This is a genomic window from Nocardioides terrigena (genome assembly GCF_003047265.1).
GTDB lineage: Bacteria > Actinomycetota > Actinomycetes > Propionibacteriales > Nocardioidaceae > Nocardioides > Nocardioides terrigena.
Map to the genome: position 1 here is coordinate 321,610 of NZ_PZYY01000006.1, position 12,193 is coordinate 333,802.

Sequence of the window (12,193 nt, forward strand, 5' to 3'; positions counted from 1 at the left end):
CACCATGGACATCGTGCACCCCGACAAGCGGGGCGTCTTCCTCTACGCCGATCACGAGGCACTCCTGCTCCTCGGGTGCAACCAGAAGGTGGACGACTTCGTGCGGCGCACACTGCCTCTACGACAACGTCGCGGTCCCGCTGCGCGAGCACGCCAAGAAGTCCGAGTCCCAGATCCGCGACATCGTCATGGAGAAAATGGACCTCGTCGGTCTGCTCGGTGCCGAGGACAAGCTGCCCGGTGAGATCTCCGGCGGCATGCGCAAGCGCGCCGGCCTGGCCCGCGCCCTGGTGCTGGACCCCGAGATCGTGCTCTTCGACGAGCCCGACTCCGGCCTCGACCCGGTCCGTACTTCGTTCCTCAACCAGCTGATCATCGACCTCAACGCGCAGATCGACGCGACGTTCCTGATCGTGACCCACGACGGCAACACCGCGCGCAAAGTGCCCGACAACATCGGGCTGCTCTACCACCGGCACCTGGCCGTGTTCGGCCCGCGCGAGATGCTGCCGTCGTCGGAGGAGCCGGTGGTCCGCCAGTTCCTCAACGCCCAGCGGGTCGGCCCGATCGGCATGTCCGAGGAGAAGGACGCCGACGAGCTCGAGGCCGAGCGCGGCCAGGAGCTGCCCCCGCTTCTCCCGATCCCGCGACAGCAGGAGCCGTCCAACGGCATCCCGCGGCGTAGCCAGCGTGAGCCTGGTGGCTGGTGTCGCGAACACGGGATCACCCCGCCTCCGTACTCCTTCGCTAGCGACATCGCGACCGCTGTCCCGCGCACGCTGCCGAAGGCCGACCGCTTCCCACGGCGGCCGTCGTCTGACGGCGCAGCAAACCAGGCCCTGCCGGGCACCGTCACCGACCTCGAGGAAGTCTCATGAACGCCCCGTCCGCACCCACCCTGGAGATCCGTCGTCCCGCCGACGGCGAAGCACTCCGATCGATCCCGATCGTCGACCGCGACCGCGTGCGCGCCGCCGCCGAGGAGCTGCGCGAGGCACAGGTCGCGTGGCGCGACATGGGTCCCGCTGCGCGCGCCACTTGGCTGCGCAAGTGGCGGGGCTGGATCCTCGACCACACCGTTGAGCTCACTGACCTGCTCGTCTCAGAGACCGGCAAGGTCCGCCCGGACGCGCTGGTGGAGACAACCGGCTCGTGCGAGTTCATCTCCTTCTACGCCGACCATGCGAAGGAGTTCCTCGCCCCCGAACGAGTGGGGGCAGGAGGACTACTCAGCCTCCCGAAGCGGCTGACCCGCAGCTATCGGCCCTACCCCTTGGTCGGACTGATCATCCCGTGGAACTTCCCGATCACCCTCTTCCTGATGGACGCAGCGCCCGCGCTCGCAGCGGGGTGTGCGGTGCTGACGAAGTCGTCGGAGATGACCCCGCTGACCTGCGCGCGCGTCATCGAGGGGTGGCACGAGATCGGCGCCCCGCCGGTCCTGCGGCACGTTGCCGGGGCGGGGGAGACCGGAGAAGCGGTGGTCGAGGCTGTCGACTTCGTCCAGTTCACGGGCTCGACGGCGACGGGTCGTCGGGTGGCCACTCGCTGTGCTCAGCTGCTCAAGCCGGTCAGCCTGGAGTTGGGAGGCAAGGACGCTGCCATCGTGCTTGAGGACGCCGACCTGGATCGGGCGGCGCACGGGATCGTCTGGGGCGGCATCTTCAACTCCGGTCAGGTCTGCATTTCGGTCGAGCGGGTCTACGTGGTGGACGCGGTCTACGACCGGTTCGTGGAGAAGGTGGAAGCGGCCCTCGGAGCGCTGAAGCAGGGCTCTCGAGCCCGCGACGACGTCGGCGCCATGGTGACCCGGACGCAGGTGGACACGGTCGAGCGGCATGTGCGGGAGGCCCAGGAGTCCGGTGCGCGCGTGCTGGTCGGCGGGGCGCGGGGCGACGAGGGCAACTTCTTCGCTCCCACGCTGCTCGTCGACGTCGACCACAGCATGGTCTGTATGACCGAGGAGACGTTCGGGCCAACGCTGCCGGTCATGCGGGTGGCCGACGAGGCCGAGGCGGTGGCCCTGGCCAACGATTCCGAGTACGGGCTCTCGGCCACCGTGTGGACACGAGACGTTTCCCGCGGCCGGCGCATCGCCGACCAGCTCGAGGTAGGTGCGGTCAACGTCAACGACGTCTTCAGCAACCTGTTCGCCGTGGGGCTACCTCACAGCGGCTGGAAGTCCTCAGGCCTGGGTGCACGCCTGGGTGGCGCGCAGGGTCTGCGGAAGTACTGCCGCGTCCAAGCGATCACTGAGCCGCGGATTCCGCTGGCCACCAAAGAGCTCACCTGGTACCCGTATTCCGCCCGGCGTACGGCGATCGCCGGCCGAGTGCTGCGCCTGGCCGCCGGTCGTGGCTTGCGGCAGCGACTCGGCCTCTGAAAGGAAGAGGAACCATGACGACAATGAACAAGCGACGAGTGGTCGCCATCACCGGGGGCGCCCGGGGGATCGGCTATCACACCGCGGAGGAGCTCATCAGGCGCGGTCATCGGGTCGCCATCGGGGACATCGACGAGCTCCAGCTCAAGGTGGCCGCCGAGGAGCTCGACCTCGACGTCGCGGTGCGCCTGGACGTCACCGACCCTGCCTCCATCGCGTCCTTTCTCGACGTGACCGAGGAGGCACTGGGGCCGATCGACGTCTTCATCAACAACGCGGGCGTCATGCCGACGGGGCACGTGCACGAGGAGACAGACGAGGTCACCCGCCGGCAGGTGGAGATCAACGTTCTGGGCGTCATCTTCGGCACCAAGATCGCCCTGCAGCGAATGCTGCCCCGGCGACATGGTCACATCATCAACACGGCTTCACTGGCCGGGGAGCTTCCGGTCCCGGGGCTGGCGACGTACTGCGGGACCAAGTTCGCGGTCATCGGGTTCACCGAGGCCGCCAGGCAGGAGTACCGCAGGTCGGGTGTCGCCCTGTCCACGGTGCGTCCGACCTTCACCAACACCGAGCTGGTCTCGGGGACGAGCGGAGCCAAGGGCATGCGCAACGCGGAGCCGCAGGAGATCGCGCGCGCCACGGCGGATCTCATCGAGCGCCCGCGGCCTTTCGTGCGAGTCACGCGTATCGCCGGGACGATGGTGGCGGCGATGAAGTTCGTTCCCGAGCGGATCGCGACCCAGCTCGGGGCGATGCTCGGGACCGACACGGTCTTCCTCGACCGCGTGGACACCGCGGCGCGTCAGGCCTACTTGGAGCGGGTCGGTCGCAGCTGATGCCACCGGCGTAATCTCGCGCCACGGAGCCATCCGGGACGACCGCGAGCGCCACGCCGCTCGCGGTCGTCTCCAGTCTGGGGCTTACCTCTGGTGCTGGCCGCCCTCGGCGACGGACGCTTCCGGGTGGGTGAAGGCCGGCCGCTCCGGCTCGATGGCGGAGATCTGCTGGTAGTCGGCGCCCAGCGGGGGACGTTCGTCCGGCTGGCCCTTGTTGGGCCACAAGGAGGCGGCCCGCTCGGCCTGTGCGGTGATCGTCAGCGAGGGGTTGACGCCCAGGTTCGCCGAGATGCTGGAGCCGTCGACGACGAAGATCCCGTCGTGGCCGTAGAGGCGGTGGTAGGGGTCGATGACCCCCGTTTCCGGGGAGTCCCCGATGGCGCACCCGCCGATGAAGTGAGCGGTCATCGGGATGTTGGCGATCTCCCCCGTGGATCCGCCGGCCACGCCGTTGATCTTTTCGGCGACGCGACGGGTGGCCTCGTTGCCGACGGGGATCCAGGTGGGGTTGGGTGCTCCGTGGCCGGGTCCCGAGGTGATCGTGTGGCGACCGAGGAGGTTCCTCTTCGACCGCACCGTGATGGAGTTGTCCAGCGTCTGCATCACCAGCAGGATCACCGTCCGCTCCGACCACCGTCGCGGACTGAACCAGGTCAGGTGCGAGGGCTGGGTCGCGATCGTCCGTAGCCATCGCCACCACCGGGGGCCGCGGCCGTCCCCATCGGTGAGGGCGGTCTGGAGCAGGGACATGGCATTGCTGCCCTTCCCGTAGCGCACCGGCTCGATGTGGGTGAACTCGTCGGGGTGGATCGAGGATGTGATGGCCACGCCACGCGTGAAGTCGCTGGATCGATCGCGGGACTTCGCCCCGAGGATTGATTCGGAGTTGGTGCGGGTCAGCGTGCCTAGCCGGTCGGAGATGTACGGCAGGGAGCCAGTGGCCTTGAGTCGGTGGAGCAGCTTTTGGGTGTTGTAGGTGCCCGCTGCGAAGACGACCTGGTTGGCCGTGAATGACTGCCGGTTGCGGCGCCGGCGTACGGACCTGCCGGTGCGGACGGCGTCGACGACGTACCCGCTTCCCCTGCGCGGGCGCACGTCGACCACGGTGGTCAGGGGGCGTACTTCAGCCCCGAGCTTCTCCGCGAAGTACAGGTAGTTCTTGTCCAGGGTGTTCTTCGCCCCGACCCGGCACCCGGTCATGCACGACCCGCACTGGGTGCAGCCGGTGCGGCGCGGCCCCGCCCCGCCGAAGAACGGGTCGGGCACCTCTTTGCCGGGCTCTCCGAAGAAGACGCCTACGGGGGTGAGCGTGAAGGTGTGCTCCACACCCATGTCGCGCGCGACCTCGCGCAGCACCTCGTCCGAAGGCGTCACGTGGGGGTTCTGCGTGACACCCAGCATCTGCCGTGCCGTCCGGTAGTGCGGGTCCAGCTCGGCGTGCCAGTCGGTGATATGCGCCCACTGTGGATCGTTGAAGAACGGGGCAGGGGGTTGGTAAAGGGTGTTCGCGTAGTTGAGCGACCCTCCGCCGACCCCGGCGCCCGCCAAGATGACGACGTCGCGCAGCAGGTGGATACGCTGAATGCCGAAGCAGCCGAGCCGTGGCGCCCAGACGAACCGACGGGTGTCCCAGGACGAGGCGGGCAGGTCGTCGGTGTCGTAGCGCTTGCCCGCTTCGAGCACCCCGACGCGGTATCCCTTCTCCGCCAAACGCATGGCGGTTACCGAGCCGCCGAAGCCGGAGCCGATGATCAGCACGTCGTAGTGGGTCGAGGTCATGGGATGTGGATCCTTCGGTGAGGGGTTCGACGCGAGCGGCGCAGCGGACCGGCAGTTCCGCCGATCTGACGGATCTGCGTGCAGGCAGTCAGCTGCTTCCGGCGTACGAGAGCAGGGTGAGGTTGAGGGTGGGCGGCGTCGAGCTGCGGCGATGCCGGGTTCATCCCCCCGAGACGGCTGCCGCGGAAGAAGGAGTCCTCCGTCGGGCTGGAGACGCCGCTGACGACCAGGTTGAAACTGAAGGGATCGGGCAGCAGAGCGCCGACGGATGCGAGACCCACGGGGGTCACCATCGAAGCCAGGAGCAGCGAGGAGTAACTGACGGCCGCGAGCTGACCAACTGTGCAGCGTCATCTCGGCGTGACTGTCGATCAGGGCGTGGTGCATCTTGATGAACATGGCGAAACCGACGTCATCGAGCCGTTCGATGCGGTGCATCTTGGTTCTCGGGCTCTCGGCGAGGAGGAACACGCGGTAGACGAAGTCGACTCGCTGGCTCATGTCACTCCTTTCAGACGATGACTGTCGAGGCTGTCACGTCGGTGGAGTGGGCGTCTTGTGCTCTCGCCCAACGCGGAGGCTCCCGGCGGGGCTCGGCGCACAACACCCGGCCCGCCGGCTCCCGCTCCGGCGGTGCCGCCGGAGCGGGGTCAGTCCTCACAGGGACCGGCTGATGATCTCCTTCATGATCTCGGAGGTGCCGGCGTAGATCTGCGAGACGCGCATGTCGGCCCAGATCCGGGCGATGGGGTACTCGTTCATGTACCCGTAGCCTCCGTGCAGCTGGAGGCAGGTGTCGGCGACGCGCTGCGCTCGTTCGGAGCACCACAGCTTCGCCATGGCGGCGGTTGGGATATCCAGACCCTCGCCGACGTGGAGCTGGATGCACTCGTCCACGAAGGACCGTGCCACGCGAGCCTCTGTGGCGACCTCTGCCATCTTGAACTTGGTGTTCTGGAACCCCCAGATCGGCCGTCCGAAGGCGCTTCGGTCGCGCACGTAGGCCAGTGTCTCGGCCAGGCAGAACTCCATCGCAGCGACGTTGGAGACCGCGACGAGCAGCCGCTCCTGGGGAAGCTGCTGCATGAGCTGCACGAAGCCCTGGCCCTCGGTGAGGCCCAGCAGGTTGGTGACCGGGACGCGGACGTTGTCGAAGAAGAGCTCCGAGGTGTCCTGTCCCTTCATCCCGATCTTGTCGAGCACCCGCCCGCGGGAGAAGCCCTCCGCGTTGGCGGGGACGAGCATCAGTGAGATGCCGGCGGCGCTGTCGTCCGGATCGGTCTTGACCACGGTGAGCACCAGGTCGGCCTGCGAGCCGTTGGTGATGAAAGTCTTTGAGCCGCTGACGACGTACTCATCACCCTCGCGCACCGCCTTGGTCCTGATGTTCTGCAGGTCCGAGCCGGTCCCGGGCTCGGTCATCGCAATCGCGCCGACGACCTCGCCGGACGCCATCTTGGGCAGCCACTGCTGCTTCTGCTCCTCCGTGCCGTAGCCGACCAGGTAGTGGGCGACGATCCCGTTGTGCAGAGACGCCCCCCAAGAGCTGTCGCCGACCCGTGCCTGCTCCTCGATCAAGATGGCCTCGTGGGCGAAAGTGCCACCGCCGCCGCCGTACTCCTCGGGGATCGACAGGCAGAGCAGACCGACGTCACCAGCGCGGTTCCACAGTTGCCTGTCGACGTGCTTGTCGGCGATGAAGGTCTCGATGTGCGGCTTGACCTCCTTCTCGCAGAACGTGCGCGCAAGGTCACGGACGTCGTCGAGGTCGTCGTCCATCCAAGGGGAGCGGCGAGTGGTCATGGGGAGCCTCCAGCGGAGCGGGTACAGGGTGTACCCATTCGACCATGATGCGGGTGCTGGGTACAAGGTGTTCCTTTGTGCGCCGCTCGGTCAGCGCCGGTCGTCGGCGCCCCCGGGCATAGGCTGCGGCTGTGGTCGAGGAAGGGCGATGGGTGGATTCCACGGTGCGGCGCCGGTCTTCCCGCGATGATGAGGTCCGCGACCGCCGGCGGCGCCACGTGGCCAACGCTGCTCTGCAGGTCGTCGACGAGAGGGGCGCGGACGCCGGCACGGCACTGATCGCCGAGCGGGCTGGGATCCCGAGGCCGCACGTCTACCGCTACTTCGCCAGCCGCGAGGACCTCGATAACGAAGTGGTCCGCCTCGCCGCGCAGGACCTCATCCAGCGGGTCCGCCCGCACCTCGCTCGGCGGGGAACGCCCGCACAGGTCGTCGAGGGGCTGGTGCACGCCTGCGCGACCTGGGCCGACGCCCACCCCCATCTCTACCGCTTCCTGGCGGCTCGAGGGCAGAGTCGGACCCTGCACCGCGCTCGGATGGGTCGTTCGCGTCTGCTGGACGAGATCGCCGCAGCGGCACGGGGGTACACCAAATCGGGGGACGAGTCGTTCCCTGAGGGCATCCTGGTTGGCGTGATGGGCATGGTCGACGCCACAGTCATCTGGTGGCTCGACCAGCGCGACGAAACCCTGGACCTGATGGTGCGGCGTCTCTCGCGCCACGTCACCCTGGTTCTTCAGGACGCCCTGGCCGCCCACGGCATCCACCTCGACCCGGCGGTCGAGCTGGAGCCCTTCATTGGCGAGTGAGTCACGAGCGCTTCGCGGGACTGCCCTGTTCAAAGTGCTCGACGTCAACGATGACGAACGTCGCGTGCGCTGTCGCGACCTGCCGGCCGCCTTCGTCCGCGGCTGCAGCGTTCACGTGGAGCCGCCGTCCCGCCCGGTCCCGGACATGCGCGGTGAACTCGTAATCCACCCCCAGCAGCACCGGACGGAGGTACTCCACGGTCAGCGACCTCGTCACGGCGAGCTCGCCGACGCGGTAGAGGAGGAACCCAAACAGGTCGTCGAAGGCGGCGGCGACCAGACCGCCGTGGGTGATCCCCGGTGCCCCCTCCTGGCGATGGTCGAAGCGGTGCACGGCGCTCACGCCGTGCTCGGTGGCGTCGACCTCCAGGGCGAGGCCGGCGGGGTTCTCTTTGCCGCATCCCGCGCAGGTGGGGGAGTGCGAGGGCAGGCGGCCCACCGCCGTCGGCGCGGGCCGCGACATGGACCGGATCCATGCATCCAGCGTCGACGCCGTGCCCCCGTCGAGACGCATCTCGCGGCCCGGGGTAGGGGGCTCGGTGTCGTGGTCGCCTACCAGCGCATCACTCATCGGGGGCTCCTCGGGCTCCAGGACCACAGTGCATCGAAACATCCTTGCATGTTTGTCCTCACGAGAGACGAAACGGCCATTGATGTCTACAATGGCTGAGATGCGAACGACCTCGACCGTCCAGCGCCGCCCGATCCATAACGACCGACGTGGCCTCGCCTGGTGGCTGGCGGTGGCGGTCTGCAAGCCAGTCCTGGTGGTGCTGCGTCGCCCGGACTGGCGCGGGGTCGCGGGCATCCCCCGGGTGGGCGGAGCGGTGCTGGCCGCCAACCACGTCTCGCACCTCGACCCGTTGCTGGTCGCGGAGATGGTGCTGGCCGAGGGGCGGGTGCCGCGGTTCCTGGCCAAGGACAGCCTCTTCAGCGGGCCGGTCGTGGGCAGGTGGTTCCGTGCTGCCGGCCACGTCGAGGTCGACCGCGTCGCGGGACGCGCGGGGTACGACAACGCTGTGAGCGCGGCGCGCGACGGGCGGCTCCTCCTGGTGTACCCCGAGGGTTCCATCACCAAGCGGGAGGACGGTCTGCCGATGACGATGAAGTCGGGGGCGGTGCGGATCGCTCTGGAGGCATCGGTACCGCTCGTGCCGGTGGCCCAGTGGGGGGCACAGGAGATCCTGCCCGCCTACAGTGGGCAGTTGCGCTGGGGGTGGCGACGACGTGTGAGCGTGCTCGTCGGACCGCCGATCCCGCTGGACGACCTGCGGGACCTGGAGCCGGCCCGTGCCATCGAGGTGGGTCGTCGGCGGCTCGAGGACACCCTCACCTCGATGGTGTGCGAGCTGCGCGGAGCAGACACGCCGCCGTAATGAACTGGGCGTTCACGCCCGGAAGCGGGGATCCTGGGGGCGCGGGGTGTCGGAGCCGCGAACCATGGCGGAACCGTAAGTGTGCAACAGCGTCGCCATGAGCTCGTCGAACGGCAGGTCCACGAACATGCCTCGTTCGCGGACATACTCCATATGACGTCGGCCGGCGCCGTCGGCTGCGTGGAGCAACGCATCCCGCGACCCGTCGAACTCCAACGGAGGTACGCCAAAGCGACGGCACAGCTCGGAGTTGAAGGCCGGCGACCCCTTGCGCCACAGCTGGTCGACGTACACCGCGCTCCACCCGTGGAACACGAACAGATCGGTCCCCATCAGCTCCAGCAGAGACGCGCTGTTGAGGTGATTGCGCACATCCGAGAACCCGAGTACGGCCGGGATTCCCGCAGCGCGCAGGCTCGCGGTGAGCAGCACCGCCTTGGGCACGCACCACGTGGGGCCACCGTCGAGGATCGCGCTGGCGTGGTAGTCCCGGGGCTCGGCGGTGACGCTGTAGGGGTCGTATCGGAGCCGGTCGCGTACGGCCGCGAACAGCAGCGCGATGCGCTCTCGCGGATCGCGGACACCCCGCACGACGGACTCGGTGAAGTCGCGGACGTCGGGGTGGTTGCTGTCGACGAACCGGCTCGGGTCGAGGGCCTCCCGTGGGTCGAGCTCGCCCCTCATCAGGCGCCGGTCCGGAGGTCCTGGCGCGCCCCTGCGATCTCGAGGGCGGTGACGAGGTCCCGCTCGAGCGAGGGGAGTACGGCGGCCGAGCGAGCTGCCTGCTCCACCCGTCCTCGTGCTGGGCCGTCCTGACGGGCCAGCGATGCGACCAGGGACCATGTCTCCGCGCACAGGTGCGCGGCGGCGGCAACCTCGTTCGCCCGCGCGTCCCCGGTCAGGCGCGCGATGTCGGCGGCGCCGCTGGACAGCAGTCGGCGGAACAGCCCGCCGCCGGTGCCGGCCTTCTCGACGAAGGCGCTGAGTCCTTGGAGGACCAGGTCCAGGATGTCGTCGGGGAAGACTCCCGGCCAGTCAGCGAGGTCCTCGGCGAAGAGGTCGACGGCGGCCAGCCCGGTGGCCCCGACGGCCGAATCCCTCCCGGTGACGATAGAGCTGCCGGTGGAGGTGGTCATCGCCTCCGCCGCCTGGGCGAACGCCGTCTGCGCGATCTCGGCCAGGTCGGGCAGCCGGTCGGGCCAGGCGATGTCGAAGTAGGTGTGACGCGTCGGGACCGGGAACCCCTGGGAGGAGCGGGCTCGGGCCAGTGCCGAGTAGGGCACGAGCTGCACCTCGTCCCGGTCGTTGTCGACGACGTGCGCGACCTGCTGCTCGTCGTCATAACCGATGACGACGATGTCGTGGCGACTCATCTGCAGGCGTACGCGGAGGTAGGGAAGCTCCGCGATGTCGGCCCACACCAAGGCGGGACGGCCGTCTCGTACGGCGTCGCGCACCCACGCCCAGCCCTCCTGCGGGTCATCCGTCGCATGCACGGAGACCTCGGCGCCCAGCCGCGTCGGGAGGTCCGTCTCCAGGTCGCCTCCCCGCCCCACGAGGTATACCGGCGGCATGAGTGCCGCGTCCCTGACGTAGGAGAGATCCAAGGCGCCGCTCAGGGCAAAGACGAGGCCTTCGTCAGGGGGGCCCTCCCAACCGAGTCCGGCCCACTCCAGGAGGTCCCGCATGGCTCCGGAGCCGCAGTGCCCGCCGCGTCGGTGCGGGTACTTGACCACTTCAGTGTCGCTCGAGTTGACCATGCGGCTTCTTCCTGAAGACAACTAGTGATTTTTGTTCAAACCTAAGGCACCGCGCTGAGAATGTCATGACGCGGCCCATCTGACGCGTGTCCGCAGTCGGACATTGTCGATACTCTGTCCACCGTGTCGTCCCCCTCCATGCGAGAGCGCTACCGCGAGCACGTTCGTGCAGCGGTGCTCGAGACTGCCCACGACCTGATCGCTGAGCGGGGCTGGGAGCGGGTGCGCATGGGCGAGATCGCCGAGGCGGTCGGCGTCTCGCGCGCACTGCTGTACAAGGAGTTCGGCGACAAGCCCGGTTTGGGGGAAGCCGTCGTCCTGAGGGAGGCGGCGCGCTTCATCGAGGGCATCGAGAACGTGCTCGCGCATCACGGCTCCGACGCTTCAAGCGGCCTCGCGGCGTCGGTGGGCTTCGTGCTGGAGGAAGCCGAGAACAGTCCCCTGCTCAGAGCGGTCCTGATCTCCAACCGCGATTCCCCACCACCCGCGACGGGCATCCTCCCCCTCCTCACCACGTCTGCGCAGCTGTTGGAGCTCGCCTCCGGCTCCCTGGCCCGGTGGCTCACCTCCCACGTGGCCGGTTTGCGGGCGGATGAGGTGTCCGACGCCGCCGAAGCCCTGGTGCGGCTCACCGTGAGCCACCTCGCCCTACCGACCAGGTCCCGGGCGGACACCGCCCGGAAGATCACTGAGGTGGGACTCAGGTGCCTCGGGCTTCCCATCACGCCGGAGCAGGGAATCGCGACGTGACGGTTGCTCAGGTTGCGAGATCGCCGGCGACCCCGAGGACCAGTAGCTGGTGAATGGCACGGTCGCGTCCAGGGTGGCCCGGGGACTCGCTGCTGCCGCGGTTTCGCCTAGTGCGCGGCTGAGGCTGTTCTCCGGTGGTGCGGCGGCCCGCCAGCAGTCCCTCGGGGATCAGCTCTGCAAGTGAATCGCCCCGGGCCTGGTGGAGGTTCTGGGGTGCCCCGGGATCTGTCGTGATTGAGAGCCATGGCAGCGCCCAGGCGCACCACGACAAGCCTCGGGAAGCGCGCTACCCGGATGGCGGACGATGCGCGGAGTAGCCCGGTTATCAAGCGATTTGCAACGGATCGCTGCCTGCGACGGGCGGAAGTGCCCGCGTCGCGATACCGAGATGCAACGAGGGCCCCGGCATAGCCGGAGCCCTCTTGCTCGAACGGCGTGAGCTCGAGCTCTAGAAGTGACTACAGGTCGTAGTACTGAGTAAGTGACCCATGCTGACCTGCGCAAACTCCGATTCGTTCAGGCGATTTGTATCCCGTTTGTAACAGCCGAGCGATTGTCGGCCCTTCAGGGGCGTTCAACTACGAAGACGTCCTCGGCCTCAATCTACCGCCTCGGTGCCGTTGGGCGCGTTGGGGACGTCGCGGGTGCCTCGGCGAGGCGGGGCCGAGCTGCGAGGACGTTAACGCTGTCT

At 68.3% G+C, this 12,193-nt stretch carries 12 protein-coding genes; 7 read left to right on the plus strand and 5 right to left on the minus strand.

Going from position 1 to position 12,193, the window contains the following annotated elements; genetic code table 11:
* The first annotated feature begins 188 nt into the window (after nucleotides 1-188).
* The 3 genes from DAE25_RS15255 to DAE25_RS15265 are packed head-to-tail and all read left to right on the plus strand — an operon-like array spanning nucleotide 189 to nucleotide 3,225.
* Complete coding sequence (locus tag DAE25_RS15255) at nucleotides 189-878, plus strand: ATP-binding cassette domain-containing protein (RefSeq protein WP_456093768.1); 690 nt, start codon at nucleotides 189-191, stop codon at nucleotides 876-878.
* Nucleotides 875-2,383 (plus strand): aldehyde dehydrogenase family protein, encoded by a 1,509-nt coding sequence (locus tag DAE25_RS15260; RefSeq protein WP_056888910.1) that lies wholly within the window; start codon nucleotides 875-877, stop codon nucleotides 2,381-2,383. Before DAE25_RS15255 ends, DAE25_RS15260 begins: the two co-directional genes overlap by 4 nt.
* 23 nt (nucleotides 2,384-2,406) lie before the next feature.
* Nucleotides 2,407-3,225 carry an SDR family oxidoreductase gene (locus DAE25_RS15265; protein ID WP_234411073.1) on the plus strand — a complete coding sequence of 273 codons (819 nt, stop codon included), beginning with the start codon at nucleotides 2,407-2,409 and terminating at the stop codon, nucleotides 3,223-3,225.
* Between the two features lie 84 nt (nucleotides 3,226-3,309).
* Here the strand turns inward: DAE25_RS15265 and DAE25_RS15270 are convergent, their stop codons facing one another.
* Entirely contained in the window at nucleotides 3,310-5,004 is a 1,695-nt protein-coding gene (locus DAE25_RS15270; RefSeq protein WP_056888908.1) for a GMC oxidoreductase, read from the minus strand.
* A gap of 360 nt (nucleotides 5,005-5,364) precedes the next feature.
* On the opposite strand from DAE25_RS15270, the gene DAE25_RS23200 reads away from it, so the two are divergent.
* Nucleotides 5,365-5,526, plus strand: coding sequence for a hypothetical protein (locus tag DAE25_RS23200; protein WP_159083754.1), 162 nt, complete (start codon nucleotides 5,365-5,367; stop codon nucleotides 5,524-5,526).
* A 135-nt stretch (nucleotides 5,527-5,661) separates the two neighbouring features.
* Here DAE25_RS23200 and DAE25_RS15275 read toward each other — a convergent pair whose 3' ends face one another.
* The gene (locus DAE25_RS15275; RefSeq protein ID WP_056888907.1) at nucleotides 5,662-6,807 is read right to left on the minus strand and encodes an acyl-CoA dehydrogenase family protein; all 1,146 of its coding nucleotides are present in this window, start codon (nucleotides 6,805-6,807) and stop codon (nucleotides 5,662-5,664) included.
* 131 nt (nucleotides 6,808-6,938) lie between these two features.
* On the opposite strand from DAE25_RS15275, the gene DAE25_RS15280 reads away from it, so the two are divergent.
* On the plus strand, nucleotides 6,939-7,616 hold the full coding sequence (locus DAE25_RS15280) for a TetR/AcrR family transcriptional regulator (protein ID WP_056888906.1): 678 nt from the start codon (nucleotides 6,939-6,941) through the stop codon (nucleotides 7,614-7,616).
* 1 nt (nucleotide 7,617) lies between these two features.
* Here DAE25_RS15280 and DAE25_RS15285 read toward each other — a convergent pair whose 3' ends face one another.
* The gene (locus DAE25_RS15285) at nucleotides 7,618-8,187 is read right to left on the minus strand and encodes a PaaI family thioesterase (RefSeq protein ID WP_107767095.1); all 570 of its coding nucleotides are present in this window, start codon (nucleotides 8,185-8,187) and stop codon (nucleotides 7,618-7,620) included.
* Nucleotides 8,188-8,287: 100 nt separating this feature from the next.
* Here DAE25_RS15285 and DAE25_RS15290 point away from each other — a divergent pair, with 100 nt between their 5' ends.
* Entirely contained in the window at nucleotides 8,288-8,992 is a 705-nt protein-coding gene (locus DAE25_RS15290; RefSeq protein ID WP_234411074.1) for a lysophospholipid acyltransferase family protein, read from the plus strand.
* A gap of 12 nt (nucleotides 8,993-9,004) precedes the next feature.
* On the opposite strand, the gene DAE25_RS15295 is transcribed toward DAE25_RS15290, so the two are convergent.
* Nucleotides 9,005-9,676, minus strand: a complete 672-nt coding sequence (locus tag DAE25_RS15295) for a transglutaminase-like domain-containing protein (protein ID WP_107766997.1) — start codon at nucleotides 9,674-9,676, stop codon at nucleotides 9,005-9,007.
* Nucleotides 9,676-10,752, minus strand: a complete 1,077-nt coding sequence (locus DAE25_RS15300; protein WP_107766998.1) for a BtrH N-terminal domain-containing protein — start codon at nucleotides 10,750-10,752, stop codon at nucleotides 9,676-9,678. Before DAE25_RS15300 ends, DAE25_RS15295 begins: the two co-directional genes overlap by 1 nt.
* A 123-nt stretch (nucleotides 10,753-10,875) precedes the next feature.
* Here DAE25_RS15300 and DAE25_RS15305 point away from each other — a divergent pair, with 123 nt between their 5' ends.
* The gene (locus tag DAE25_RS15305; RefSeq protein WP_234411075.1) at nucleotides 10,876-11,502 is read left to right on the plus strand and encodes a TetR/AcrR family transcriptional regulator; all 627 of its coding nucleotides are present in this window, start codon (nucleotides 10,876-10,878) and stop codon (nucleotides 11,500-11,502) included.
* The last annotated feature ends 691 nt before the right edge of the window (nucleotides 11,503-12,193 follow it).

What these genes read in the sequence shown, in the direction of transcription:
- DAE25_RS15255 (WP_456093768.1), top strand. Translation starts at nt 189, where the DNA reads ATGGAGAAAATGGACCTCGTCGGTCTGCTCGGTGCCGAGGACAAGCTG.
- DAE25_RS15260 (WP_056888910.1), top strand. Translation starts at nt 875, where the DNA reads ATGAACGCCCCGTCCGCACCCACCCTGGAGATCCGTCGTCCCGCCGAC.
- DAE25_RS15265 (WP_234411073.1), top strand. Translation starts at nt 2,407, where the DNA reads ATGAACAAGCGACGAGTGGTCGCCATCACCGGGGGCGCCCGGGGGATC.
- DAE25_RS15270 (WP_056888908.1), bottom strand. Translation starts at nt 5,004, where the DNA reads ATGACCTCGACCCACTACGACGTGCTGATCATCGGCTCCGGCTTCGGC.
- DAE25_RS15275 (WP_056888907.1), bottom strand. Translation starts at nt 6,807, where the DNA reads ATGACCACTCGCCGCTCCCCTTGGATGGACGACGACCTCGACGACGTC.
- DAE25_RS15285 (WP_107767095.1), bottom strand. Translation starts at nt 8,187, where the DNA reads ATGAGTGATGCGCTGGTAGGCGACCACGACACCGAGCCCCCTACCCCG.
- DAE25_RS15290 (WP_234411074.1), top strand. Translation starts at nt 8,288, where the DNA reads ATGCGAACGACCTCGACCGTCCAGCGCCGCCCGATCCATAACGACCGA.
- DAE25_RS15295 (WP_107766997.1), bottom strand. Translation starts at nt 9,676, where the DNA reads ATGAGGGGCGAGCTCGACCCACGGGAGGCCCTCGACCCGAGCCGGTTC.
- DAE25_RS15300 (WP_107766998.1), bottom strand. Translation starts at nt 10,752, where the DNA reads ATGGTCAACTCGAGCGACACTGAAGTGGTCAAGTACCCGCACCGACGC.